The organism is Steroidobacter cummioxidans (genome assembly GCF_003104955.1).
Map to the genome: position 1 here is coordinate 57,292 of NZ_LSRW01000013.1, position 24,630 is coordinate 81,921.

21 protein-coding genes are annotated in these 24,630 nt (G+C 62.7%); 9 read left to right on the forward strand and 12 right to left on the reverse strand.

Annotated elements, in window-relative coordinates; all coding sequences use genetic code 11:
* Position 1 precedes the first annotated feature (1 nt).
* Positions 2 to 1,351: a response regulator gene (locus D0550_RS08975; protein ID WP_116808783.1), complete on the reverse strand. Its 1,350-nt coding sequence runs from the start codon at positions 1,349 to 1,351 to the stop codon at positions 2 to 4.
* A 174-nt stretch (positions 1,352 to 1,525) separates the two neighbouring features.
* Between D0550_RS08975 and fusA the strand changes: the two genes are divergently transcribed.
* Both fusA and D0550_RS08985 read left to right on the forward strand, forming a co-directional pair.
* Positions 1,526 to 3,589, forward strand: a complete 2,064-nt coding sequence (gene fusA, locus D0550_RS08980; RefSeq protein ID WP_116808784.1) for an elongation factor G — start codon at positions 1,526 to 1,528, stop codon at positions 3,587 to 3,589.
* A 113-nt stretch (positions 3,590 to 3,702) separates the two neighbouring features.
* The gene (locus D0550_RS08985) at positions 3,703 to 4,017 is read left to right on the forward strand and encodes a hypothetical protein (protein WP_153067098.1); all 315 of its coding nucleotides are present in this window, start codon (positions 3,703 to 3,705) and stop codon (positions 4,015 to 4,017) included.
* 71 nt (positions 4,018 to 4,088) lie between these two features.
* On the opposite strand, the gene D0550_RS08990 is transcribed toward D0550_RS08985, so the two are convergent.
* The 4 genes from D0550_RS08990 to D0550_RS09005 are packed head-to-tail and all read right to left on the reverse strand — an operon-like array spanning position 4,089 to position 9,449.
* On the reverse strand, positions 4,089 to 4,919 hold the full coding sequence (locus D0550_RS08990; protein ID WP_116808786.1) for a class I SAM-dependent methyltransferase: 831 nt from the start codon (positions 4,917 to 4,919) through the stop codon (positions 4,089 to 4,091).
* A 24-nt stretch (positions 4,920 to 4,943) separates the two neighbouring features.
* Positions 4,944 to 5,819, reverse strand: coding sequence for a DUF6279 family lipoprotein (locus D0550_RS08995; RefSeq protein ID WP_116808787.1), 876 nt, complete (start codon positions 5,817 to 5,819; stop codon positions 4,944 to 4,946).
* 4 nt (positions 5,820 to 5,823) lie between these two features.
* Positions 5,824 to 6,852: a LacI family DNA-binding transcriptional regulator gene (locus D0550_RS09000; RefSeq protein WP_116808788.1), complete on the reverse strand. Its 1,029-nt coding sequence runs from the start codon at positions 6,850 to 6,852 to the stop codon at positions 5,824 to 5,826.
* A gap of 23 nt (positions 6,853 to 6,875) precedes the next feature.
* Positions 6,876 to 9,449 (reverse strand): glycoside hydrolase family 3 protein, encoded by a 2,574-nt coding sequence (locus D0550_RS09005; protein WP_116808789.1) that lies wholly within the window; start codon positions 9,447 to 9,449, stop codon positions 6,876 to 6,878.
* 134 nt (positions 9,450 to 9,583) lie between these two features.
* Between D0550_RS09005 and D0550_RS09010 the strand changes: the two genes are divergently transcribed.
* Positions 9,584 to 11,752, forward strand: coding sequence for an intermembrane phospholipid transport YdbH family protein (locus D0550_RS09010; RefSeq protein ID WP_153067099.1), 2,169 nt, complete (start codon positions 9,584 to 9,586; stop codon positions 11,750 to 11,752).
* A gap of 80 nt (positions 11,753 to 11,832) precedes the next feature.
* Positions 11,833 to 12,453 (forward strand): YdbL family probable chaperone protein, encoded by a 621-nt coding sequence (locus tag D0550_RS09015; RefSeq protein WP_116808791.1) that lies wholly within the window; start codon positions 11,833 to 11,835, stop codon positions 12,451 to 12,453.
* A 486-nt stretch (positions 12,454 to 12,939) separates the two neighbouring features.
* On the opposite strand, the gene D0550_RS09020 is transcribed toward D0550_RS09015, so the two are convergent.
* Positions 12,940 to 14,997 (reverse strand): ATP-binding protein, encoded by a 2,058-nt coding sequence (locus tag D0550_RS09020; RefSeq protein ID WP_116808792.1) that lies wholly within the window; start codon positions 14,995 to 14,997, stop codon positions 12,940 to 12,942.
* A 13-nt stretch (positions 14,998 to 15,010) separates the two neighbouring features.
* Positions 15,011 to 15,703: a proteobacterial dedicated sortase system response regulator gene (gene pdsR, locus D0550_RS09025; RefSeq protein WP_116808861.1), complete on the reverse strand. Its 693-nt coding sequence runs from the start codon at positions 15,701 to 15,703 to the stop codon at positions 15,011 to 15,013.
* A 153-nt stretch (positions 15,704 to 15,856) separates the two neighbouring features.
* Between pdsR and D0550_RS09030 the strand changes: the two genes are divergently transcribed.
* Positions 15,857 to 16,159, forward strand: coding sequence for a hypothetical protein (locus tag D0550_RS09030; RefSeq protein ID WP_116808793.1), 303 nt, complete (start codon positions 15,857 to 15,859; stop codon positions 16,157 to 16,159).
* 653 nt (positions 16,160 to 16,812) lie between these two features.
* Here D0550_RS09030 and D0550_RS09035 read toward each other — a convergent pair.
* Entirely contained in the window at positions 16,813 to 18,009 is a 1,197-nt protein-coding gene (locus tag D0550_RS09035; protein WP_116808794.1) for an acyl-CoA dehydrogenase family protein, read from the reverse strand.
* 254 nt (positions 18,010 to 18,263) lie between these two features.
* Between D0550_RS09035 and D0550_RS09040 the strand changes: the two genes are divergently transcribed.
* Both D0550_RS09040 and D0550_RS36330 read left to right on the forward strand, forming a co-directional pair.
* Positions 18,264 to 18,731, forward strand: coding sequence for an Mpo1 family 2-hydroxy fatty acid dioxygenase (locus tag D0550_RS09040; protein ID WP_116808795.1), 468 nt, complete (start codon positions 18,264 to 18,266; stop codon positions 18,729 to 18,731).
* Between the two features lie 126 nt (positions 18,732 to 18,857).
* Positions 18,858 to 19,526 carry a YiaD family glycine zipper/OmpA-like lipoprotein gene (locus tag D0550_RS36330; RefSeq protein ID WP_116808796.1) on the forward strand — a complete coding sequence of 223 codons (669 nt, stop codon included), beginning with the start codon at positions 18,858 to 18,860 and terminating at the stop codon, positions 19,524 to 19,526.
* A gap of 99 nt (positions 19,527 to 19,625) precedes the next feature.
* Here the strand turns inward: D0550_RS36330 and rpoH are convergent, their stop codons facing one another.
* The 4 genes from rpoH to ftsY form a co-directional block, all read right to left on the reverse strand.
* Positions 19,626 to 20,462: an RNA polymerase sigma factor RpoH gene (gene rpoH / locus D0550_RS09050; protein ID WP_241520770.1), complete on the reverse strand. Its 837-nt coding sequence runs from the start codon at positions 20,460 to 20,462 to the stop codon at positions 19,626 to 19,628.
* A gap of 276 nt (positions 20,463 to 20,738) precedes the next feature.
* Positions 20,739 to 21,653, reverse strand: coding sequence for a permease-like cell division protein FtsX (gene ftsX / locus D0550_RS09055; RefSeq protein WP_116808798.1), 915 nt, complete (start codon positions 21,651 to 21,653; stop codon positions 20,739 to 20,741).
* Complete coding sequence (ftsE, locus tag D0550_RS09060) at positions 21,650 to 22,384, reverse strand: cell division ATP-binding protein FtsE (RefSeq protein WP_116808799.1); 735 nt, start codon at positions 22,382 to 22,384, stop codon at positions 21,650 to 21,652. The genes ftsX and ftsE overlap by 4 nt, the downstream gene beginning before the upstream one ends.
* A 10-nt stretch (positions 22,385 to 22,394) precedes the next feature.
* Positions 22,395 to 23,375 (reverse strand): signal recognition particle-docking protein FtsY, encoded by a 981-nt coding sequence (gene ftsY, locus D0550_RS09065; protein WP_116808800.1) that lies wholly within the window; start codon positions 23,373 to 23,375, stop codon positions 22,395 to 22,397.
* Between the two features lie 88 nt (positions 23,376 to 23,463).
* Between ftsY and rsmD the strand changes: the two genes are divergently transcribed.
* Complete coding sequence (rsmD, locus tag D0550_RS09070; RefSeq protein WP_116808801.1) at positions 23,464 to 24,108, forward strand: 16S rRNA (guanine(966)-N(2))-methyltransferase RsmD; 645 nt, start codon at positions 23,464 to 23,466, stop codon at positions 24,106 to 24,108.
* Positions 24,105 to 24,596, forward strand: a complete 492-nt coding sequence (gene coaD, locus D0550_RS09075) for a pantetheine-phosphate adenylyltransferase (RefSeq protein WP_116808802.1) — start codon at positions 24,105 to 24,107, stop codon at positions 24,594 to 24,596. Before rsmD ends, coaD begins: the two co-directional genes overlap by 4 nt.
* Positions 24,597 to 24,630: the final 34 nt, after the last annotated feature.

Consider the following 24,630-nt stretch of genomic DNA (forward strand, 5'->3'; position numbering starts at 1 on the left):
CTCACGAGCCGGCCGGCTGGGTTGCGAATTCCACCCGATTGTTTTGGGCGGCAATTCGATTCCACTCGCCCGCGGTCACCCGCGTGAGCTGATCCGCGGTGGGATAAGGCACGCTCGGGCGCCGGCCTTCGTGCGCGACTTCGACGGTCAACCCGCCATCCGGGCGCAGCGAGGAGACCAGATTGGCGAAAGCGAGCGACTGACGTTGCGCGCTCGGCAGGCTGTCCTCGAACGGGTTGCCGACCAGGTCGCAACGCTTCACGGGCAGCTCATCGGTGGCCATGGAGTAGCCCTCGATGCCATTGCCGGTGAGACAGAACTCGCCGACGAAGGTCGCGATCTTCACTTTGCCTTTGAAGCCATTGGCGCGCAGCTGGCCCAGCATGTCGCGCAGCCGCTCCAGCCTGGCACCGGACAGCGGCGCCTCGCCATAAGGAACGGCTTCGGCGGTCACATTGTCGGGCTTGGTTGCGGCGGCCGCGACCAGCTGACCCGACTGAATGCTCGTCTGCAGCGTCGTCAGCTGTGCCTGCTGGCCATCGATGGTCGATTGCAGTGTCGTGACCGCGCTGCGCAGCGCCTTCGAGGTCTCGAGCTCTTTGGTATAGAACAGCGCCAGCACCAGCGCTGGAATCAGCGCGATGGCTCCGACTCCCGCCACCAACGGCCAGCGGCTTTGCCGCACGACGATGGTTTGAGTCTGCACCTCGGTCGGCTGCGGCGGCTGCTCCGGTGTGGTGCTCGCAGTTGCGGCAGGGACTGTGGGCGGCTTGCTTTCGGGCGCGATGCGGCGCGCGAAAGCCTCCAGACTGGCTAACACGAAGCGCCGCATCTCCGCGCTTTGCTCCTTGAGCAGCGGCGCGACAGCATTGCGAATCATGGTTTCGACATCGCCGCCGCTGGGGCGGGCCGGCTCAACCTGCACAGCGGTCGAATCTTCCTGGTGAGCAACCGTCGCTACTGGGCGCGGTTCGCGACGTTCGGGTAGCAATCGCAGCTGGTACAGCACCCGCGACACGTCGGAATGCTTCACGGTCTTCGGCAACACGCCAACGGCGCCGAGCGCGCGGGCCTGGCTGACGTACAGCTCGCCTTCCTGCGAGGTGTACATGATGACGGGAATGGTGGCCGTCTCCGGATTGCCCTTGATGGCCTGGATCGCCTGAAAGCCGTCCATGCCGGGCATGAGGTGATCCATAAAGATCACGTCCGGACGGCCCTGACGCAGGAACTCCAGGGCCGCTTCGGCCGACTCGGAGGAATCCACTTCCAGACCATAGCCTTCCAGCATGCGGCTCAATATGACGCGCGCGGAACGCGAATCGTCGACGATCAGGGCGCGCTTGCTCATGAGGAAGCAGGTGAGTGGGTAGTTAGTTCAAGGTGTGTAGGTTAAGCGTAGGGCGCGACAGCTCCAATAGGCTCGAAGCTTCTTAATGCCCGGTTGAGGAGTATGCTGGGGCTCGATCTCCGGTAAAGCGACGCAAGACGGCCACGCAGCCGTGGTCGTGGAGGTGATACCCCCATGGCAATCTCAGGGGCTCATTCGACCTCGGACATTCGCAACATCGCGCTGGTCGGCCAGGCGGGCTCGGGTAAAACCCTGCTGACCGAGAGCCTGCTGCTGGAGGCGGGCGTCATCCGCAACCGCGGCAGCCTGGAGCGCGGCACCACCGTTTGTGACTTCGACCCGCAGGAAAAGCAGCTGCGCCACTCGCTGGACGCCACGCTGGTGCATTTCCCGGTCTCGGACTGTCACATTCAACTGTTCGATACACCGGGCTACCCGGATTTCGCCGGCCGCGCTTTGACGGTGCTGGAAGCGGTCGAGACCGCCGCGGTCGTGGTCAGCGCCGTGAACGGGGTCGAGCCGGTCACTCAGCGGATGATGGATTTTGCCCGGGATCGCGAGCTGTGCCGGCTGGTCATCATCAACAAGATCGACGCCAAGGACGCGCAGCCCGAAGCGGTGCTGGCGCAGCTGCGCGAATTGTTCGGGCGCGAATGCCTGCCGCTGAACCTGCCCGCCCAGGGCGGCAACGCGGTGGTGGACTGCTTCTTCGATCCCGGGCCCGACGCCATCCAGCCGCCGGACTTTTCCTCGGTTGAGACCGCGCATACCGAGATCATCGACCAGGTGGTCGAGGTCGACGAGGATCTGATGGCGCTGTATCTGGAACAGGGCGAGGAGTTGTCCCCGGAGCAGCTGCACGACCCTTTTGAGCGCGCGCTGCGCGAGGGGCACCTCGTGCCGGTTTGTTTCACCTCGGCCGAGACCGGGGTTGGCATCAAAGAACTGCTGCAGATCTTCGCGCGACTCATGCCCAATCCTCTGGAGGGCAATCCGCCGCCCTTTCTTCGTGGCGAAGACGCGCATGCCGTGCGTGTCAAAGTGCGGCCGGATCCGAATGAACACGTGATCGCGCACGTCTTCAAGGTGAACATCGATCCGTTCGTCGGCCGGCTCGGCATCTTTCGTGTTCATCAAGGCACCGTGCGGTCGGGGGCGCAGCTGTTCGTCGGCGACGCGCGCAAGCCATTCAAGGTCGCGCATTTATATCGTCTGCAAGGCAAGGATCATGTCGAGGTGGCGCAGGCGATTCCGGGCGATATCTGCGCCGTGCCGAAAGTCGAAGAGATGCAATTCGATGCCGTGCTGCATGACTCGCACGACGAGGATCACTATCACCTGAAGTCCATCACCCTGCCGCCCGCGATGGCGGGCATTGCCATCGAGCCCGAGCGCCGCGGCGAGGAACAAAGGTTGTCGGACGCATTGCATAAGCTCGTCGCCGAAGATCCGGGCGTGCGTATCGAGCATCAGGCCGGCATGAATGAGACCGTGCTGTACGGCATGGGCGATCTGCACCTGCGCGTGCTGCTCGATCGCATGAAGGAACGCTATGGCGTCGGATGCAAGACCAAGTCACCGAGCATTCCTTATCGAGAGACCATCACGCGGCCTGCGGAAGGTCATCATCGTCACAAGAAACAAACCGGCGGCGCGGGGCAATTCGGCGAGGTGTATTTGCGCGTTGAGCCATTGCCGCGCGGCGAGGGGTTCGAGTTCGTCGACGAGGTCGTGGGTGGTGTCATTCCATCGCAATACATTCCTGCGGTGGAGAAAGGAGTGCGCCAGGCGTTGAGTGAAGGCGCGGTCGCTGGCTTTCCGCTGCAAGACATCCGCGTGATCGTTCATGATGGCAAGCATCACCCGGTGGATTCGAAGGAAGTGGCATTCATCGCGGCCGGTCGTCGCGCGTTTCTAAATGCGGTCGAGGAAGCGGCGCCGATCGTGCTCGAGCCGCTGGTGCGCGTCGAAGTCACCTCGCCGAGCACCGCGACGGGAGATATCACTGGTGATCTCGCGACTCGTCGCGGTCGGGTGAGTGGCAGTCAGGCGTTGGCCAATCAGCGTACGCGCATCAGTGCATTGGTCCCGCTTGCCGAAATCAACGACTACCAGTCACGCATCAAATCGCTCACCGGCGGTGAAGGTGCGTACACCATGGAGCTGAGTCATTACGATCCGGTGCCGCCGCGCAAACAACAGGAACTCGCGCAAGCATTCAAGCGTGCGGCGGACTAGCAACGACGTTTCAGTGTTTTGCCTGCTTGTTGACGTAGAGAAGGCTGCTGTTAGATCCACCGGCCGTAGCAAACGGCGCATCTCGAAACTGATTCAACAACGGAGTGCTGATCATGATGAGAAAGAAGTGGGTGGCGGCTGCTGCCCTATTGGCGATGTCCGCGGGCGCGCTGGCCGATGGGACGTATGAGTTCGACAGCGTCACCAATCTCACGCACAGCGGCAATAGCATCACTGGTGTCCTGGTCAACGATACCGTCCCTACCACACTGACCCTGCCTCTGCAGAGTCAGTGCTTCAGCTGGATGCAGCTAATGATGACCAATCCCGGCGCGTTTACGCTCACTCTCACTATTGCGAGTTCGTCGGGAGGAGGCGGCCCGCCGCCGCCGCCCACTCTCAACTGCCAGTTGAACGCGAAGCCTTGAGGTAATCCTTAGAGGGCACCGGGTCAGGCGACTGACCCGGTGTTTGCAAAGTTGTAAACCCAAGGTTGCGCTCAGAGCGCCTTCCTGAACCGATACATCACCTGATCCGTCTTGTGTCGAACTGCTGGATCGAACACGGGCTTGGTGTGATCGTCTTCGGCATTGGCGAACGCCTTGCTGTCGGCTTCGAAAGTCAGGCCCGCTGCTTCGAAGTCACGCTTGATGATGGCGGGGTCGATGCGATGAAGTGCGTCGACGCTGGTGGCCGGATCCGCGCCTGCGGCAGCGACGTGGTCCACTACGACGACTGACGCGCCCGGCTTCAACGCCGGAACGAGTTTGGCGAGCGCCTGCGCCGGATCGGTGTTCGGCCACGAGCCGTCCTTCGCTTTCCAGTGCAGATCGTGATACGACATCACGAACAAGGCAGCGTCGAGAGTGTTCGGCTCGAACGGCGCTTCCTCGGGCGGCATGGTGAGCTGCACGACGTTTGCCAGGCGATCGTTGCCGTAGCGCTGCGCCGGCTTCTCGCCCGAGAATTTCAGATACTCGGGATTGTTATAAGCGATCACCTGACCATCCGGGCCGACGATGCGCGCCAGCAGCTCGGTGTAGTAGCCGCCGGCGGACAAGTAATCGACCACTTCCATGCCCGGCTTCACTTCGAGGAACGTCAATACCTCGCTCGGCTTGCGCCACGAGTCCTCATCCGTATCGCCGGGCAGGCGATCGATACTGCCGATGGACGCATGGATCGCAGCCTTGTCCTCGGCCGACAGCTCGGACGTGGTCGCAGCGGGCGCGGCTTGCTCGGCAGGAGGTTGTACGGGTGGCGGCGCTTTCTTGCAGCCCGCGACAGTCAGCAATGAAACGGAAACGGCCAGCAACAGGGCGCGACTCATGGCAGCTCCTTTGAATGTTTTCAATCAGCTTTGGATCATCGCTTCGAGCCGTTGTGCCAGTTGGGTCAGCTCGCGTTGCAGATGGCTGCGTTGCTCCGGAGTCAGTGATGTGTCGATGGCGCCCAGGACCACGAGCGATTGCTCGCGATTCTGCGCGGCCTTGGTCTGATAAGCGCGAGTCCACTGGCTTTCCGGCGTGCGCAGCAGCGCGAGAATACGCTCCTCGACTGCGGCCGGCGACTGACCTGCGGTGAAGCGTTCACGGAGCGCGTCGAACATCGCCTTGCGCCAGCGTGTCTGACTCTCGAGCCAGTCGGAGGTGGTGGAGTCGAAGCGTTTACTTTGCTCGGCGATCAACAGGCGCTGTTCCTTGGTGACCGAGCCGGTCCAGCGCTTCAATTGTTTCTCGATGTCCTGGGCGCGCTTCTCGTGCCACTTGCCGGCGGCGAGCGCCTTGAGCTCCTCCTCGTTGCGCTCGCGGGACTTCTGGGCGAGGTTGTTTTCGAATTCGGTGAGTTGCTCGGCCGACAGGCTCATCAATAGCCGCGCGGCGTCGGGTGCGGCTTGCTCGACCAGGCGCGAGCCGAACTGCTCCACCTGCGCTTCGATGCCTTTGTATGTCGAGGCGTTGCCCGGATGCGCGGCGGTCCCCGCCAGCTCGCGTAAAAATTTCGCGTAACGCACCAGCTCAGAGCTGCGATGCCATTGCAGCGTGCTTTCCAGCCACGAGCGCAGATCGCCGCGCTGACTCTTGTCGAGCGACACCAGATCCTGGATGTACCAGGCGGCCAGGGTGTCCAGCCGGTTATAGAAAAAGTTGGTGCAGGCGGAGACGCCGAGCGTCACCGCCAGCAACAACAATATTCGTGCACGAGCGGGAGACGCGGCGGTGCGAGTCATCCTGTCATTTGTGAACGACGGCCGTCGAAGCGCGGCACACCAGACGATACCCCAACCGCATGGATTGTGGAGCGCTTCCTGTTTGTAGCATTTGCAAGAGCAGGTTGGTCGCGGTGTAGGCGAGGTCGTAAGTGGGCTGATGCACGGTCGTGAGCCGCGGCCAAACGGTTTTCGCGATGTAGGTGTCGTCGAATCCCGCCACCGACAGGCGTTCAGGAACATTGATGCCCAGCTCGTGCGCGGCCATCAGCACGCCGGCGGCCATGTCGTCGTTACTTGCGAAGATGGCGGTGGGCGCATCCGGCTGTGTGAGTAACTCTTTGGCAGCGTCCATGCCCGACTCGAAGACGAAGTAGCCCTGGCGCACGAACCGATCGTGATACTCGATGCCGTGCGCTTCGAGCGCCGCCTTGTAACCGAGCAGCCGCTGACCGCTGGCGAAATGATCCGGATGGCCGATGATGAAGCCGATGCGGCGGTGACCGAGCCCGATCAGATATTCAGTCATTTCGCGCGCGGCGCCGGCATCGTCCATGTCCACGTACGGCGTTTGATGTGGCACATCGTTCGGGGCGACTCGAACGAAGGGCAGGGCGCGCCGGTCCAGAGCTCGCATCAGATCCACGGACTCGCTCAGCGGCGCGGTCACGATCAAGCCGTCGAGATGGGTCTGGTCGACCAGCCCGAGCACGTCACGCTCCATTTCTTCGCCGCGGCCCGTGACCTGATGCATGAGCAGCTGGAAGCGGTCCTCACGGCAGCGGGCCATGGCGCCGTGTTGTACATCGACGATGTAGTTGGCGCTGGGATTCTCGTAGATCAGCCCGATCAGGAACGAGCGTCGGCCCGCCAGGCTGCGCGCCGACAGGCTCGGGTGATAGTTGAGTTTCTTGACGATGGCGAGCACTCGCTGACGAGTTTCCTCGCGCACGTTGGGCTCATTGTTCAACACCCGCGAAACGGTTTTTATGGCGACGCCGGCTGCTTCGGCCACGTCTTGGATTTTCGCCCGGCGGGGCGGTGCTTTGATCATTGCGGACACTTATAACAAATAACTCATTCGCAGCCGGCGATGTCGTTCAGGCCCGACTCCAGCCGTACGTTGGCGATGCCGAGCTCGAGCTTGCCAGCAGTGGTCAGCAGGAACGGCGCGGTGACATTGCGCAGGTCGGCGCCTTTGCTCTGAAAACAGTGCAACGGCATTTTCAGCTGGCGCCATTCTCCCCCCGGCGCCTGTTTCAGCTGCGCGTCGATGGGCAAGTCTCCACGACAACCCGGTCCGCATTCAATGCCAAGCGTGACTTTGCCGGTCGGCGGCGTGTCGACGCGGTACTCGAAGGTCACCGACAGCTGGCCGTTGGCCTCGCGTTGCAGGTCGATCGGAGCGTCGCCCTGCAGAGCGAAGGTGGCGGGGCTGCGGCCCGACCACTTCGCCAGCCGGGCATCTTCCTGAGCGGCATGATCCAGGGCGCTGACGCTCAGCGCATCGTCTTGTGAGTTGCCGCTCGCCGTGGCCAATACGGTTCTAGCTGCGTCGCCATTGCCGACTGCGAGCTGCCACCCCGCGGCCGGGCGGCCAGCGGCGAAATAGCTGTGAGTCGAGGTCTGGCCCGCAGGTGTAGCCGGGATTGCTTCGGACAGCAGGGGAAAGTCGGAGGTGTCCTGATAGGTCAGGCCGTAGCCGTAATCGAACAGCGGGGCTTCGGGTGCGCCTTCGCTGTTGAGTTTCAGCGGGCTGCGCGGCCACGCAAACGGCAGCTTGCCTTTGAAATCGTAGTTCACCGAGCCATCTTTCTTGGCGAACAGCACGTCCGCGATACCGCCGCCTTCCGAGCCGGGCAGCCACGCCGCGACGAACGCATCCGACGCGTTCAAATAGGGGTTCACCCACATCGGGCGGCCCGACAGGAACAGCGCGATCACCGGAATTTCCTCGGCACGCAGCTTCTTCAGCAGCTCGAGATCCTTGGTGTCGCCAGGCTTGTATTGCAGAGTCGCTACATCGCCCTGGAATTCCGCGTACGGATCCTCGCCGAACACGACGACGGCGACGTCTGGCTTACGCGTGTAGCTGCCGTCCACGCTCAGGGTCGCCTGGCCGCCGCCCGCCGTCACTGCGGAGCGGATGCCCGCAAAGATGGATTCGGCCTTGGGGAATTGTTTGTTGGTGATGCCGGTGCCTTGCCAGGTCAGCGTCCAGCCGCCGTTTTGTTTCGGCAGATTGTCCGCGCCGTCGCCGGCCACCAGCACTTTCATGTTGGGCTTGAGCGGCAACACCTTGTTGGCGTTCTTCAGCAGCACCAGCGACTCGCGCACTGCTTGTCTGGCGACTGCGCGATGCTCGGGTGCGCCGAGCAGCTCGAACTTGCCACCGGACGGGCGGCTCGACGGCTTGCCCGCTTCGAACAGGCCGGCACGCAGCTTCACGAGAAGAATGCGCCGCACGGCGTCGTCGAGTCGGGCCATCGGAATTTCGCCGGCGCGGACCTGAGCCAACGTATTTTCATAGAGCCCTTTCCAGCTATCGGGCGCCATGAACATATCGAGGCCGGCGTTGACGGCGGCGGGACAGCTCACCGTCGTGCAGCCCTCGACCTGGCCGTGCGCATTCCAGTCGCCGACAACGAACCCGTCGAAGCCCATGCGCTCCTTGAGCACATCGGTCAGCAGGCCCTCGTGACCGGTAATCTTCTTGCCCTGCCAGCTGGAGAAAGACGCCATCACGACCTGCACGCCAGCGCCGATCGCGGCGACATAGCCGGGCGCATGCAAATCGCGCAGCTGTTCTTCGGTGATGCGGGCGTCGCCTTGATCGCGGCCTTCGAACGTGCCGCCGTCGGCGAGGAAATGTTTGGCCGTGGCGATGACGTGATTGCCACCGCGCAGGAAGTCCGGCTTGCCTGGATCGCCTTGCAATCCCAGCACGATGGCGTGCGCGTACTCGCGCACCAGCATCGGATTTTCCGAGTATGACTCGTACGCCCGGCCCCAGCGCACGTCCTGTGCGACGGCGATGGTCGGGGCGAACGTCCATTCCTGCCCGGTGACGCGCAGCTCGGTCGCCGTGATCGCGCCGATCTTGCGCATCAGGTCGGCATTGCGAGTCGCGCCGAGTGCGACGTTATGAGGGAACAACGTCGCGCCAATGATGTTGTTGTGGCCATGAACCGCATCGACGCCCCACATGATCGGAATGGCATGCTTGCCGTCGCGCGTGTCCATCGATGCTTCGTAGAACGCGTCCGCAGCGGCGAGCCACACCCTCGGCGGCGCGAGGTCATCGCCGCCGGGCGCGGAGTTGCCGCCATTGAGCACCGAGCCGAGCCGATACTTACGCACGTCCTCGGCGGTGACGCTGCCGACGTCCGCTTGGATGATCTGGCCGACCTTCTCTTCCACACTGAGCGAGCTCAGCAGATCGTTCAGGCGTGGTTCGAGCGCGGTGTCATCCAATGCGGGCAGCGAAACTTGAGGCCAGATTTCCGGATGCACATTGGACGCGGTGGTGATGCGACTGGGCTGAGTCTCGCCCGTCGTTGCTTCCTGCTTCGAGCATCCCGCCACAGTCACGGCCAGCAGTGTTGCCACTATGGCGCGACGAAGCTCGGCGTGCGCGCATGCGTCGATCATTGTTTGCCCCCGTTGGATCGCTGTTCTGACCAAACAGAATTCCACAGCCGTGACAACGTTGTCAATTTGTCTATGTGCGAATTCACCCGGAGCCCGGCTTGGCGGGCCCGCGCGGGCTCGTCATGATGCCGCCGATGACGAGCGTCTCCGGCTTACAACAATCGCAGCGACCGACACGCGTTCGTGCTCGCAATCTTGCTGCGATAGTCGCGGTGGTCGGTGGCGTCGTGCTCACAACAGCCGTGCGCGCGGTGGACGATGTGACCTTACACATCGAGCGCATCGACGGTGACGGCTGGAGCGCGAGCGACGTGGTCGTCGACCTGGGATTACCCGAGAACAATGCGCTGGTCCGCGCGCGAGTGGGCAAGCTGAACGTTACCGCGTTCTCGCAAACACTCACCGATGTTCAGATCGAATGTCCGTCGCTGGATCTGAGCGGCGACGTCATTGCGTGTCCCAAAGCGCGGGTGCTCGCGGATTGGCCGGCGTTGGGCAAACAGTCGCTCGATGCAAACTTGAAATATGGACGGGCCGACGGCTCGCTCGACGTGGCAATACAGGGCTTGCGCGTCGATGACGGGCGCGTCGCCTTACAGGGCGCGCTCCGCGATGCAGGCTGGAATGCGAAAGCTCATCTGCAGCAGGTGCCCATCGAGCGACTGATGAAGCTCGCCGCGGATCTCAAAGCACCGCTGCCCGCGGGGCTGGCGGCCACCGGGCTCATCGATCTCGACATCTCGGCGCGCGGCAAGCAAACAAATCTCAGCGAGGCGAAAGTCACCGGCTCCGTGCACGAACTGACGGCCAACAATGAGGAGGGCAGTCTGGCCAGCGACAAGTTGTCCTTGCAGGTGGAGGCGAGCGTGCGAGGCTCGGCGCAGCAGTGGACGTTCGATGTCGCGGTCAAATCGTCACAAGGGCAGGCATTCGCGCAGCCGATCTTCGTCGACCTGTCGGCGCATGCGATGTCGCTGCAAGCGCAGGGCAAGCTGAGCGAGGGCAAGTCGCTGACGTTCGATCGTTTCGCGCTGGATCATGCGGATGTCGCGCAAGCATCTGGCAGCGGCCGATTGGAACTGGATCTGGAACAGCCCGTGCGCGATCTCAATGTCGAGCTGACTGCGCTGCAATTCCCCGGCGCGTATGAGAGCTACTTGCAGCCGCTGCTCCTCGACACGAGCTTCAAGTCGATGCAGACCGCCGGCAGCATCGGCGGCAAGCTGTCGATGACCGACGGCGAGCCCCGTCGCATCGATCTGCGCTTCAACGATCTTACTGTCGATGATGGCGCGGGCAATCTGAATCTGTCGACGCTGAGCGGCGACTGGCACTGGCTCGGGGAAGAGAGCGGCGACGATTCTGAAGAGGACGAAGCTCCGGCCAGCCGCACGCTGCAGGTCGCGCAATCGCAATTGAAGTGGCAGGGCGGCGCGCTGCTGGGACTGGACCTGGGCGCGAGCGAGCTGAACTTCACGACTCAGGGGCGACAGTTCCGGCTCACGCAGCCCGCGCGCATTCCTCTGCTCGATGGCTCTATCGATCTGGAAACGTTCCGTGTCCGCAATGCCGGTCTGCCTTCGGTGGCGTTTTTGGTCGACGCGACGCTGCAGCCGATCAGCGTGCAGAAACTGTGCAACGCCTTCGGTTGGCCGGAGTTCGGTGGAAGCGTTGGTGGCGCGATTTCAAAGCTACGCATGCGCGAAGGCATCATCACGCTCGGCACGACACTGCACGCGCAGGTATTCAACGGCGAAGTCACGATCAGCGATCTGCGCCTGGAGCAGCCGTTCGGTCAGTGGCCGCGGTTCTATTCGAGCATCGCGCTCAATAATCTGGACCTCGAGCCGATGACCAGCGCGTTCTCTTTCGGGCGCATCACCGGCCGGCTGTCGGGCGCGATCAATGGACTGCAGCTGTTCAACTGGACGCCAGTCGCATTCGACGCGCAGCTCTACACGCCACGCAACGATCGATCCCGCCATCGCATCAGCCAGCGCGCGGTGGAGAACATTGGCAGTATGGGTGGCGGCAGTGCTGGCGTGACTGCGGCGCTGTCGAGCGGCTTCCTGCGCTTCTTCGAGGACTTCAACTATGACCGACTGGGCATTTCCTGCCGGTTGCATAACGAAGTGTGTGTCATGGACGGCGTGGCACCGGCGCCCAATGGCAATTACTACCTGGTGAAGGGCAGGGGGCTGCCGCGAATCGATGTCATCGGCAGCTCGCGTCGCGTCGACTGGCCGCGCCTGGTGGAGCAATTGCTGGCGGCGACCCAGTCTGGAGGGCCGGTGATGCAATGAGCGAGGCGTCGCTTTGCTAACTCTGTTGACGGCTTGCCAGCAGCCGACTGTAATCGCGTTCGAGTCCCAAGGAGCTTCTGATGCGTTCCGTCTCTTACAAATTTGCCACGTTGTTGTGCCTGGCCGCGTGCCTGATGGTCGCCGCGTGCGTCACCATCAATGTTTATTTTCCAGCTGCCGCGGCCGAAAAGGCGGCTGACAAGATCATCGACGACGTGTGGGGGTCGAGCGGCCAGCCCGCCAAGAAGGGCGACCAGCGCTCGGCGCTGCCCGCTCAGTCCGGCGACCTGCTGCTGGCAGCTGCGCATTCCGTATTGAATCTGCTGGTGCCCGCCGCTGAAGCGGCACAGGCCGACCTGAACGTCGCGACGCCGGCGGTTCGGCAGCTGACCCAATCGATGGAAGAGCGCCATGCGCGCCTGAAGAAGTACTACGACTCCGGCGCTGTCGGTCTCACCCGCGATGGCCTGGTGGAAGTGCGCGATCAGAATCTGGTGCCGCTGCCGGAGCGCAATGCCACGCGCAAGCTGGTCGCCGATGAGAATGCCGATCGCGCCAACTTGTACCGTGAGATCGCGACCGCCAACGGCCATCCGGAATGGGAAGCGGACATCCGCACCACCTTCGCCGAGCGCTGGGCCAGCAAGGCCGCGCCGGGTTGGTTCTATCAGGACAAGGACGGCAACTGGAAACAGAAGTAGCGGTGCTGGGCAGGATGCCCGAATGGCGGGAGCGCAGGGATGCGCAGGACCGGCCTCCAGCTGGCAACAAAAAAAAGCCCCGCATACGCGGGGCTTTTCGTTTCCGAGTCGACGAGTCTTCGAGTTGTTGGGTGGCGTCGGCTAAATCTGGAAACGTCGCTGTTGTCGCTCAACCCTTCTAGCTCCCGCCTCGCCTGATTATTACCAGGACGGAAGGCTGCGCATCCCTGTCGCTTGTGATTCGCTCCCACTCCCCTCGCGGTGCCATCCCCGCTTCTCTGCCACTTCACTGCTCCGTTCCCGGTAGCAGCGCTGGACCTATCCAAGCAAGCCACATGCCGTTCGGCTTGCGGTGCGTGCTGGGACAGGAACTTAGTACTAATCGTCGCGCTAACGCAACTACTATTTGGGGAGGCTTGCACGAGGCCTGTAAGGAATCTCGACGCCGATGCGCCATCGTAGTCACCAGACTACGCGCGGCTTTGGCTAAGTCCTTGGAATCTCCAGGGCGATGCTGACGCCCTGCTGGTCGGGCAAGTTCGTTGCGGTGACGCCACTACCGTGGAAGTCGGCGATCAGGCGCACGATATAGAGGCCGAGCCCGAGATGGGGTTTGCCATCGGAGCTGCCGCGGCTGCTGACCAGCGACTCGAACAATCGACCGTCCAGATGGGGAGGCAGGGGCGGACCTTCGTTACTGACGCTGAGTCGGTACTCGCGCGGCCCGACGTCCAGTGCCAGGGTGATCCGCTTGCCGGCCGGCGTGAAGTCGCTGGCGTTGTCCATCAGCTTGTCGAGCAGCTGCGCAATCAAGTCGGGCGAGCCGTCGATCATGCATGACTCGCCAGGGACGTGGGTCTCGATGCGATGCTGCACGAAGCTCTGGCGATAGGCCTGGCCCATATTGCGCACCAGTTCGCTCAGATCGAAACGCACGCGATCGGTGTGCTCGATGCTTTGCTCCACGCGCGTCGCCTCGCTCAACGCGGTCAGGATCGCATGCATGCGGTTCGTCCCGCTGCGGGCCCGATCCACATAGCTCTGCGCATTCGGCGGCAAGGTCTCTTCGGAGACGAGGTTGTCCAGCGAGGAACTGACAATGGTCAATGGCGTGCGCAGCTCGTGCGACAGCTTGGTGCCGAGCGTTTGCAAATAGATCGTGTATTCCTTCACGCGGCCGAGCAGCGTGTCATAACTGCGAGCGAGTGCGCCAAGCTCGTCTCTTGCTTCCGTGCCGGGGATGCTGTGCTCGATCCGACCTTCCGCCGTCAACGCAGTTCTCGCGGCACGGCTCAGTCGGCGAATGCGATGCGAGAGGCGCGCGGCGAACACCAGCGTCACGATGACTGAGAACAGCGTCGCGACCAATGTGATATTCAGCAGACGAGTGAGTGCCAACTCGCGGACCAGCACGAGCTGCTCGCCCGGCTGTTCGACCACTAGCGCGCCCAACAACTCATCGCCATAACGCACCGGCACGGCGGCACGCACCAAGGAAGGTTCGCCACTCGCCTGATCGAACCAGATCGCGGCGTTCTTGCCAGCGCGAGCTGCATCGACCGGCGGACCCCACATTCCATATGGCAAGCCATACGGCTGAGGTTTCACCGAGCTGCTCGGAAACAACCCGCGATACATCGAGCGCATGAAGCCGTACTCGTCCGTTTGCAGGCCAGGATAGGTCGATGATGTATTCACCGTGACCGCCCCCGCGCGCGCAAGCAGCCAGCCATTCACGTCGACGACCGACACGCGAACGCCATCGGGTGCGTACTGCTCCAGTCGCTGCTTCAATGCTTCCGATCCGGTGTGGACCCACGCGAGCCCGCGCGTGCCAGCAATGGTCGCGTTGTCTTTGTCGAGCGCGTACACCGCCAACTGGGTGCCAAATAAATTCTGCGGTCCGCGTAGTTCGACTGCGTAGCCCGTCGATGTTTCACGCCACACGCCGGTGATGTATGGCATGTCTTCGGAATGCGGGCGCCAGGGAGAGCCGATGTCACAAGGGCGCACGATGATGGGGCCGGGTGCCAATGCGCTGATGGACCACGCGCGTTCGCGACTGAATTCGTCGCGCGTCAGAATGATCAGGCGATCGGCGCCCCGGACCGGGACAGTCTCATTGTCGGTCGGCGTTTCGTAGGCGCGGCGTGTTGTTTTGACTTCTGCGTACATGTGCAGGAAGCGACCGTGCACGCCGAGTCGAAGCAGTGGCGCGTTCGGCTGAGTGCTGCCAAAGCCAGGCACGGGGCGCGTCGGCTCGGGCCATTCATCCGCGAAGCCATCGATGAGCGGCTGCGTCAGCAGCAGCGGAGCAAACAAATCGCCGCGATTCGGATCGAACGTGTCGCGCAGGTCGCCGGTGCGATACAGCAACTCAGGCTCGCTGGCCACTACGCGGCCCAGCACATCGGCGGTTGTCAGCAGCGCCGCTTCCTGGCCACTGCGCAGCGTGTTTTCCATCTGCTGCGCATATTTCCAGCCGGCCCACGGCAGGATCAGCGTCAACAGACTCAGCAGCAGCAGCTTGGTACGAAGAGACATCCGGGCGGTCGCGTCAGGCTTCCTTCCAGCGATAACCCATGCCGTACATGGTCTCGATGTTATCGAAGGACGGCTCGATGGCCTGGAACTTGCGGCGAATGCGTTTGATGTGCGAGGTAATAGTGTTGTCGTCGAGCACGACGTTGGCGGCATCCATCAGCTGTTGCCGATTCTTCACGTGGCCGGGATTCTTGGCCAGCGCATGCACGATCCAGAACTCGGTGAGCGTCAGGCCGAGCGGCTGGTCATTCCAGGTGGCGTGCAAGCGAGCGGCATCGATCATCAGCGCGCCCCGCGAGATCACCTGGTCACGATTCGACGGTTGAGTCAGCGCATCGATGCGGCGGAAGAGGGCGGTCACGCGCGCGATCAGGTGCGTGAGCGAGAGATCCTTGGTCAGATAATCGTCGGCGCCCAGACGCAGTCCGGACACGGCATCGAGCTCACTGTCACGAGCGGTCAGAAAGATGATCGGCAACTCCGCCGACATCGAGCGCAACTCGCGACACAACTCGAAGCCCCCTTCGGGCTCCTCCTTCAGACCGACATCGATGACGGCCAGGTCCGGCAAGCGAGCGCGGAATGCCTCGATGGCTTCCTTGCGCGAGCCGTAGGTGCGCACGGCATAGCCATTGCGCTGAAACGCAGCGGCATAGTTGTCGCGGATCGCAGGTTCGTCTTCGACGATGGCAATGACTTTCTTCATGGCGCCCAGTGTACCGCCGCCCCGGCCCCGGGGCTCCCTGGCCATAATTAATCACAATCTGCCCGCGGCACGCCCTCTGACAGCGATCATGCGTCCGCCCTGAGGAGCGGTAATAGCCCCAACGCCGAGCATCACCGGCGTTGGAGAACCGCCATGATCGACCGACAGCTTCCCGCCAACCCCCGCGTCCGCGCCGGCTCGTTGCCGCAGCAGCCTGCGCCCGAACAGCCCCGCCATTGGATGCACGGTCACGCGCCCAGCTTCAAGGCGCTGGCCCGCGATCGTCAGCGTCGTGAGCAGGCTTGGGCTTGGTTATCGCTGGTAGTGCTGATCGTTTGCTGGGACGCTTCCTCACGCTTGGGCGAGCGTGTCTCGCCGCCCCGCGCCCGGATTGCGCACGCGGTTGCGGAGGAGGAGATGTTTCGGTCGTCAGCTTCGTTTAGCGTGGATTTGTGAATTGTTTGTTTAGGGCGAGTGTCGGTGGAGCTTGCCGGATGAGAGCGTTGGTGGCTCGGCGGTGGCTGTCGGGGGTCTCGGGAAACTCGCGAGCGTCTTCACTGTTGGTGGGCTTTGCGTTTGATGGCTGCCGCATGATTTGGGCAGTGGCCGTTTCACCGGCGGTGTCGCTCGCCCTGAACGCGCTAACGCGCTGCGAGCTGCAACGCGCGTCAGCAGAGGTACCGCCAGCGTGCAACGGTTTGCTCGAATGGCGGCGGGCTTAGAGTCACCGTGCTTGCGAACTTCCCGAGACCCCCGACAGCCACCGCCCCGAACGAACTGATGTGAGTTCACCGGAGCGGCCGCGCTCTAGCGCGGCCGCAACTGTCGTCGCGACAAGGATCAGCCCCAAATTCACAATCAACGGTTGGGGGTGGGAGAAGAGTCACGCGCGACGCCGCTGTGACGTTTCGGCGGCGTCGGGAGTGTCTTAGCTCCTTCCGGCAGCTTTGCGGCACATGGACGGGGCCGCAACAGCAGGGCTCATCATGGACGTGCGGTGAGGAGCGCAATGCGCTCCGGCCGTGCCCGATGCCGGAAGGAGCTAAGACACTCCCGGCGCCGCGGACCGCCGAGCCCCTCTTAACTCTGGCCTCGGCGTCAACGCATAGTTAGAACGCGCTGATCCCCGTCAAAGCACGACCAACGGTCAACTGATGAACCGTCTCCGTGCCCTCGTATGTAATCACGCTCTCCAAATTCAGCGCATGACGAATCGGCGAGTATTCAACGCTAATACCAGCTCCACCCAAAATGTCACGCGCATCCCGAGCCACTTCAATCGCCGCCCGCGAGTTGTGCCACTTCGCGACGGACACTTGCGTCGGCTGCATGATGCCTTGATCTTTCAAACGTCCGAGCTGCAGTGACAGCATCTGCGAGGTCGTGATCTTTCTTGCCATCTCCGCCAGGCGAATCTGGATCGCTTGCGTCGCCGCGAGCGGCTTGCCGAACAGGATGCGCGTCTTCGAATAATCGATGACGTCTTTCAAGCACGCCTGTGCTGCGCCGGTCACGCCCCAGCAGATGCCGTAGCGCGCCTGAGTCAAACACGACAGCGGGCCTTTCAAACCAACCACGTCGGGCAGCACGTTTGCTTCCGGCACCACCACGTTGTCGAAGAACAAGCTGCCCGTCAGCGAGGCGCGCAAGCTCATCTTGTGTTTGATCGTGGCCGTGGTGAAACCCTTGAAGTCTTTCTCGACCAGGAAGCCGCGGATGCCTTCGTCAGTGCGCGCCCACACGATGGCCACATCGGCGATCGGCGCGTTGGTGATCCACATTTTCGCGCCGTTCAACACCCAGTCTTTGCCCTGGCGTTTGGCGTGCGTCTTCATGTTCGCTGGATCGGAGCCACCGTGCGGCTCGGTCAGGCCGAAGCAGGCGATGGTTTCGCCTTGGGCCATGCTCGGCAGCCAGCGTTGTTTCTGCTCCTCGCTGCCGAAGGCGTAGATCGGATACATACACAGGCTGGATTGCACGGAAACAAAGCTGCGCAAGCCCGAGTCGCCGCGCTCCAGCTCCTGGCAGATCAAACCATACGACACGCCATTCAAGCCGGCGCAGCCATAACCTTGGATGGAGCTGCCCAGCAAGCCCAGCTCTGCAACGCCGGTGACCAGCTCGCGCGGGAAGCGCTCGTGCTCGAAGCAGTCGCCCATGATGGGAATGACCTGCTCGTCGACGAATTTCGCCACCGAGTCCTGCACCAGCCGCTCTTCATCGCTGAGCATGGCGCGGACGTTGTACAGATCGACGGGATCGAGTTCGGCGGCCGCGGACGGCGCCGCTTTGGGTTTGGCTGACATGTGGGGTCTCCTGATCGGGGCCAATAATAGCGCACGCAACCGCTAGTCACTTGGTGCGCACTTGTGCGCAGGTGGTGTCGTCAGCAGCCTGAAACAGCGCGATCGAACGCGCGAAACCCTTGATTTTCCGGCAGCCACGCCGGTTTGCAGGCACGATACTGCACGGCAAGCCTACAATTCTTGTCGGTCGCCGCTGACCGGCGTAGCGTGTCGACCGCAACGAAGAAAAAGTCACGATGAGCAAAGGGGGAACGATGCGCACCGTGGAACAATGGCTGGACGAATATGGCGAGAGCCACCGCAATGCCATCAACAAGACGTTGCACTGGGTCTGCGTGCCCATCATCGTCGTCAGTCTGATCGGACTGCTGTGGTCGGTGCCGGCGCCGCGCACCTGGCAAGAGATATCGCCGCTGCTGAACTGGGGATTGCTGTTTCTGTTCGCCGGCGTGCTGTACTACCTGGTGATGTCGTGGTCGCTCGCGGTTGGCATGGCGATATTCGCCGCGCTGGTGACGCTGGCCATCGTCGGCTTGCAGAGCCTGCCGTGGCCGTTGTGGAGCGTGTGCCTCGCGTTGTTTGCGGTGGCGTGGGTCGGTCAGTTCATCGGACATCACTACGAAGGGCGGCGACCGTCGTTTTTCAAAGACATTCAGTTTTTGATGATCGGTCCGCTATGGTTGTTGAGCTTCATCTATCGAAAACTGCGAATCCCTTACTAGCTTCAGCAGCGAGCCGCGGCGGACACTCACGGATTCAGTGGCGGTTCAGTCCGTTTTTTCCAGGCTGATCGCGACTGATGCGCGGGTGCATAGTGCTGCGCGCTTTATTCAGCGGAGAGGAAACCTATGGTCGATCGTTTTTCCAAGCTCGCCGGTGTCGGCATCGTCGTGTCCTGCCTGCTCGCAGGCTGCACCACGGTCAATCCGTATACACGCGAGTCGCAAACCAGCAAAGCGGCCAAGGGCGCGGGCATCGGTGCCGCGGCTGGCGCCGTGGCGGGCTTGCTGACGAAAGGCGACAAGTTGCAGAACGCACTGATCGGTGCAGGCGTGGGCGCGCTCGCCGGTGGTGGCGTGGGTTATTACATGGACGTGCAGGAGGCGAAGCTGCGGCAGAAGCTGGAAGGCACGGGCGTGAGCGTGACTCGTATCGGTGACAACATCACGTTGAACCTGCCGAGCAGCATCACGTTCGCGACTAACAGCGCGGATCTGAATGGGCAGTTTTATAACGCGCTCGGCGGCGTCGGAATGGTGCTGAAGGAGTACAACAAGACTGTCATCGAAGTGGCCGGTCACACCGACAGCACGGGCAGCGATCAATACAATCAGCAGCTGTCGGAGCGTCGCGCTGCGTCAGTGGCGAACTACCTCGTTGGCCAGGGCATCACTCAACAGCGTCTGCTGACCGTGGGTGCGGGCAAGACGCGTCCGGTCGCGTCGAACGATACGGAAGCGGGGCGTGCGCAGAACCGTCGTGTCGAGATGACGATCGTGCCCATCACCAAGAGCTGATCGCGAGCCTCACAGGGCAAAGAAAAAGGGCCGGGCTCTTCACGAGTCCGGCCCTTCTGTTTACAGGGTCCATAAACCTAGTTTATTCCCTTGGTTCGCTCATGCGGCGTCAGCCACCAGGCCGCGCAGTTTCTTGATCGCGTTCGCCTCGATCTGGCGAATGCGCTCTGCGGACACGCCGTACTTGTCGGCCAGCTCGTGCAGGGTCGATTTCTCGTCCTGCATCCAACGGCTGCGCAGGATGTGCTGGCTACGATCGTCCAGCGTTTCCAGCGCCTGAGACAGCCGCTCGGCAGTGTCTTCATCCCATTGCTCGCGTTCCACGGCGACCGACGGATCGGCTTCCGGGTGCTGCAAGTAGGCCGACGGCGAGTACGAGCCATCCTCATCATCCGCATCCGGGGCCGGATCGAAGGACAGATCTCGCGAGCTCAACCGCTGTTCCATGTCGGTCACTTCGGCGGTGGTCACGCCGAGGTCGCTGGCGATCTGCTTGGTTTCCGCGTCGTTCAACCAGCCCAGGTTCTTCTTGAACTTGCGCAGGTTGAAGAACAGCTTGCGCTGCGATTTGGTGGTGGCGATCTTCACCAGCCGCCAGTTACGCAACACGTACTCGTGGATCTCGGCGCGAATCCAGTGAACGGCAAACGATACCAGTCGTACGCCCACATCCGGATCGAACCGCTTTACCGCCTTCATCAGGCCGACATTGCCTTCCTGAATCAGGTCGCCGACGGGCAGGCCGTAGCCGCTGTAGCCGCGGGCGATGTGCACCACGAAGCGCAAGTGGGACAACACGAGTTGGCGGGCCGCGTCCAGGTCTTCCTCGGTACGCAGACGGCGAGCCAGATCCAGCTCCTCCTCCCGCGACAACACCGGAATACGCGACACACGATCGATATACGAATCAAGGCTGCCGACCGGACCGGCCAGCATGAGCAACGGGCTGGCGGCGAGTTCGGTGCTTGAGCGAACAAGCGCAGTTGATGTCATGTCGAAGATTCCCCTCCAGGCAGTGGTCAGAAGTTTAGCAATCGCGGTGTTGGAGTGCTAAGTCGCCTTGAAAGTTCCGGGAGCGGCCTTAGGTTCCGACAGATTGCGCGCAGCTAAGTACCTGAAAGTACTGTGGTCTTTTGACCAGGACCCCGCCAGTGAACCTCAGTCACGAATGCCGTGACTGAGCATGCGGATTGGCGCTAGGGAAACGCGGGATCAGGTGGGTTCGATGGCCCGCAAATGGCGGGTGGCCGCCAGATAGGACCCCAGCCAGCCCAGAACGATCCCGCTGCCGAGCAGGACCAGGGTGGCTCGCGGGTCCAGGCCGCCGAGTTCGAAGGCGCTGCCGTACAAGCCAGCGAGGCGGCCGATGGGCTCCCGCAGAACGCCGATGACGGCGGCGGTGATGATCCAGGCGGTAATGCCGCCGCCCAGCCCGTACCAGATGCCATTGTAGAGGAAGGGCCGACGGACAAAGCCGTCGCTGCCGCCTACCAACTTGGTTACCTCGATCTCGGCACGCCGGTTCTGGATATCCAGCCGGATCGTGTTGCCGACGATGACCATGACCCCCAAGGCCAGCAACGCGGCCGCCACGACCAAGCCCCGGCGGACCGTTTCGAGAATGGCGTTGAGCCGGCTCACCCATGCGGTGTCGAGCTGCACGATCTCGACCGACGGCATGGCCCGCAGATCGGCGGCGAGGCTGTCGAGATTGGCGGAGGTTGTGAAATCCGCCGCCGGTGTCACCACCAGCGTATGCGGCAACGGATTCTCGTTGAGCGCATCGATGGCGGCGCCGAAGCCGGAGTCATGACGAAACTCTTTCAGCGCGTCGTCCGAGGTGATGACTTCGATATTGCTGACATCGCGGCGTTGTCTGATCCGGTCGGCGGTGCGAGTCGCCTCTTCGGCGGAAGTCGGACGCTTGAGAAACACCGTGAGATCGACGGCTTTGTTCCAGTTGCCGGTCGCGGTCTGCGCGTTGCTGATCAAAAGGTGCAGACACGCGGGCAGGGCGAGCGCAATGCCGATGACCAGCACCGTCAACAGCGTCGCGAGCTTGTGTTGCGACAGTCGGCCGAGCGAGCCGATCGACGTTTGCGCATGTCGAGTGAGCCAGGCGCTCATCGCATCGCTCCTTCGGCGCCGGTGATGAGCTTGGCCGGGTCGACGAGCTTCTCGCCGGCACTGATGCCGGCCGGGATGTCATCAGCGACGCGGCCGCCTTCCAGGCGAACCCGTCGCACCGGGAAATGTTCGAGCAGATACAAGTCGTGGCTGGCGACCAGCACGGTGACGCCGACTTCGTTGAAGCGGCGGAAGATATTCATCACTTCCAGCGACAGCTCGGGGTCGAGGTTGCCGGTCGGCTCGTCCGCGATCAGCACCGGTGGCTTGCTCACGACGGCGCGAGCGATGCCGACGCGCTGTTGTTCGCCGGTGGAGAGTTCGAGCGGTGCGCTCTGCTCGCGACCGAGCAATCCGACCTGATCCAGCGCCGCACGCACACGCTTGCCGATTTCCTTCGTACCGACGCCCGCGATGATCAGCGGCAGCGCGACGTTGTCGAAGATGGTGCGATCGTGCAGCAGCTTGTGATCCTGGAACACCATGCCGATCTGGCGCCGGAACGCCGGCACTTTACGACGCGACACGCCGTTGACGTTCAGACCGTTGACGATCAGTTGGCCGCGCGTCGGACGCTCGATCAATGAGATCAGCTTCAGCAGACTGGATTTGCCCGCGCCCGAGTGGCCGGTGAGGAACACGATCTCGCCGCTGTCGATGTCCAGTGACAGATCGCTGAGTGCCTCGCGGCCGTTTGGATAGCGTTTGAAGACGTGATCGAAACGAATCATGCGTATCGCGTCAGTCCCGCTTGAGCAACGCATCGACGAAGGCTGCGGCCTCGAAGCCGACGAAGTCTTCGACAGTTTCGCCGACCCCGAGATAGCGGATCGGCAGTTTCAATTCGCTGGCGATGGCGAACACGATGCCGCCCTTGGCGGTGCCGTCGAGCTTGGTGAGCACGACGCCGGTGACCCCCAGCGCTTCATGAAACAGCTTGGCCTGCTGGAGCGCGTTCTGCCCCTGGCTGGCGTCCAGCACCAGCAAGACTTCGTGGGGCGCGCTGGGATCGAGACGCCCCATCACACGCTTCACTTTCTTGAGCTCGTCCATCAGGTTCGATTGCGTGTGCAGGCGACCCGCGGTGTCCGCGATCAACACATCGAACTTGCGGGCCTGAGCGGACTGCAAGGCATCGAATGCAACGGCTGCAGGATCGGCACCCGTGGCTTGCGCGACTACCGGCACATCATTGCGCTGACCCCACACTTGCAACTGCTCGACGGCTGCAGCGCGGAAGGTGTCGCCTGCGGCCAGCATCACTTTCATGTCCGCTGCTTTGATGATGCGGGCCAGCTTGCCGATCGTCGTGGTCTTGCCGGCGCCATTCACGCCGACCACCAGCACCACGAACGGGATGTATTTGCTGTCGATGACCATCTGGCCCTGGACCGGCCGCACGATGTCCATGAGCTGCTCGCGCAGGGCTTCCAGCAACGCATCCAGATTGTCGAGTTCATGGCGCGCCACTTTCTTACGCAGCGCCGTCAGAATTCGTTCGCTGGTCTCGACGCCGACATCGGCGGTGATCAGCCGCATCTCCAGCTCGTCGAGCACGTTCTCGTCGATCTTGCCGCCGGGAATCAGGCTGGCGAGATCGTAGGTCAGCCACGAGTCGCCCCGGTTCAACTTGGCGCGCAGGCGCGTGAACAGGCTGCCCTGCTCCTGGACAGGGGCGGCAGGCGGCGGGGCGGCGGGCGGCTTGTTCTTGAAACCGAACATTCGTGGAGCTTGGGTCAGAGTCTCGCAGCGGAGCGCGCAATTCTAACAGCACTGGCGGCGCTCGCCGGGGCTATCATCCGCCGCGCACATGCCCAGAGCCCCTAGCAAGCGCCGCCCCGTCGGCAAAACCCCCGCCCAAGCCGGCCAGCCGCCGAATCGTCTGCGCATCGTGGGCGGGCGCTGGCGCGGCATGCGAATCGATTTTCCCGCCATCGAGGCGATCCGCCCTTCGCCGGACCGGGTCCGAGAGACGCTGTTCAACTGGTTACAGGCGCACATTGCCGGCGCGCGCTGCTTGGATTTATTCGCGGGCAGCGGCGCGTTGGGTATCGAAGCGCTGTCGCGCGGCGCCTCCGCGGTGACATTCGTCGAGCGCGAGCCGCAAGTGGGGCGGCATTTGACGCAAACCTTGCAGCGTCTCGGCGCAACCGGCGCAACCGTCGAGATCCAGGACGCAATCCGTTTCCTGGAGCGAACGCCGCAGCCGTTCGATGTCGTTTTCCTCGATCCGCCGTTCGCTTCGACACTGTTGCAGGCGGTGTTCACCAAATTGCCGCAGGGCTGGCTCGCGCCGGATGCGCACATTTACGTGGAATGTCCTGCGGATGTGCCGTTACCACCGCTGTCACCCGGCTGGACGGTGTACCGTGCCAAGCAGGCCGGTCAGGTCGGCTATCATCTGCTGCGAGTCACGATGGCTCGCATCCGTTCCGCTGAAGAGGTTTTGCCATGACCGGCGCCATGTATCCCGGCACCTTCGATCCAATCACCAATGGCCACTATGACCTGGTGCGTCGGGCTGCCGGCATTTTCTCTCGCGTGGTGGTCGCAGTCGCTGCCAATCCCGGCAAAGCTCCGTTGTTCACGCTGGACGAGCGCGTCGAGCTGGCGCGCGAAGTGCTGCATGACGTGCCCAATGTGGAGGTCACGGGTTACTCGGGCCTCACCGTCGAGTTCGCACGACAGCATGGACTGGGCGTGGTGGTCCGCGGTTTGCGGGCGGTCTCCGACTTCGAGTTCGAGTTTCAGCTCGCGACCATGAGCCGACATCTGTCGGATAAGGTGGATTATGTGTTCCTGACGCCCACCGAGCAGTTCAATTTCATTTCCTCCACCCTGGTGCGCGAGATCGCCAGTCTCGGCGGCAACGTCGCGCAGTTCGTTCATCCCAAGGTCGAGGCTGCCTTGCAGCGCGCGTGGGCCAAGCGTCGCGCGCAGTAGTCGCCATCGTCTAGCGCTCGCCAGCTCATTCATC

Excerpts from the sequence above, each read along its gene's own strand:
- D0550_RS36330 (WP_116808796.1), top strand. The coding sequence starts at position 18,858 with ATGGTCGATCGTTTTTCCAAGCTCGCCGGTGTCGGCATCGTCGTGTCC.
- D0550_RS09000 (WP_116808788.1), bottom strand. The coding sequence starts at position 6,852 with ATGATCAAAGCACCGCCCCGCCGGGCGAAAATCCAAGACGTGGCCGAA.
- rsmD (WP_116808801.1), top strand. The coding sequence starts at position 23,464 with ATGCCCAGAGCCCCTAGCAAGCGCCGCCCCGTCGGCAAAACCCCCGCC.
- coaD (WP_116808802.1), top strand. The coding sequence starts at position 24,105 with ATGACCGGCGCCATGTATCCCGGCACCTTCGATCCAATCACCAATGGC.
- pdsR (WP_116808861.1), bottom strand. The coding sequence starts at position 15,703 with ATGAAGAAAGTCATTGCCATCGTCGAAGACGAACCTGCGATCCGCGAC.
- fusA (WP_116808784.1), top strand. The coding sequence starts at position 1,526 with ATGGCAATCTCAGGGGCTCATTCGACCTCGGACATTCGCAACATCGCG.
- ftsX (WP_116808798.1), bottom strand. The coding sequence starts at position 21,653 with ATGAGCGCCTGGCTCACTCGACATGCGCAAACGTCGATCGGCTCGCTC.
- rpoH (WP_241520770.1), bottom strand. The coding sequence starts at position 20,462 with ATGCTGGCCGGTCCGGTCGGCAGCCTTGATTCGTATATCGATCGTGTG.
- ftsY (WP_116808800.1), bottom strand. The coding sequence starts at position 23,375 with ATGTTCGGTTTCAAGAACAAGCCGCCCGCCGCCCCGCCGCCTGCCGCC.
- D0550_RS09015 (WP_116808791.1), top strand. The coding sequence starts at position 11,833 with ATGCGTTCCGTCTCTTACAAATTTGCCACGTTGTTGTGCCTGGCCGCG.
- D0550_RS08990 (WP_116808786.1), bottom strand. The coding sequence starts at position 4,919 with ATGAGTCGCGCCCTGTTGCTGGCCGTTTCCGTTTCATTGCTGACTGTC.
- D0550_RS09010 (WP_153067099.1), top strand. The coding sequence starts at position 9,584 with ATGACGAGCGTCTCCGGCTTACAACAATCGCAGCGACCGACACGCGTT.
- D0550_RS09035 (WP_116808794.1), bottom strand. The coding sequence starts at position 18,009 with ATGTCAGCCAAACCCAAAGCGGCGCCGTCCGCGGCCGCCGAACTCGAT.
- D0550_RS09005 (WP_116808789.1), bottom strand. The coding sequence starts at position 9,449 with ATGATCGACGCATGCGCGCACGCCGAGCTTCGTCGCGCCATAGTGGCA.
- D0550_RS09030 (WP_116808793.1), top strand. The coding sequence starts at position 15,857 with ATGATCGACCGACAGCTTCCCGCCAACCCCCGCGTCCGCGCCGGCTCG.
- ftsE (WP_116808799.1), bottom strand. The coding sequence starts at position 22,384 with ATGATTCGTTTCGATCACGTCTTCAAACGCTATCCAAACGGCCGCGAG.
- D0550_RS08975 (WP_116808783.1), bottom strand. The coding sequence starts at position 1,351 with ATGAGCAAGCGCGCCCTGATCGTCGACGATTCGCGTTCCGCGCGCGTC.
- D0550_RS09040 (WP_116808795.1), top strand. The coding sequence starts at position 18,264 with ATGCGCACCGTGGAACAATGGCTGGACGAATATGGCGAGAGCCACCGC.
- D0550_RS08985 (WP_153067098.1), top strand. The coding sequence starts at position 3,703 with ATGATGAGAAAGAAGTGGGTGGCGGCTGCTGCCCTATTGGCGATGTCC.
- D0550_RS09020 (WP_116808792.1), bottom strand. The coding sequence starts at position 14,997 with ATGTCTCTTCGTACCAAGCTGCTGCTGCTGAGTCTGTTGACGCTGATC.
- D0550_RS08995 (WP_116808787.1), bottom strand. The coding sequence starts at position 5,819 with ATGACTCGCACCGCCGCGTCTCCCGCTCGTGCACGAATATTGTTGTTG.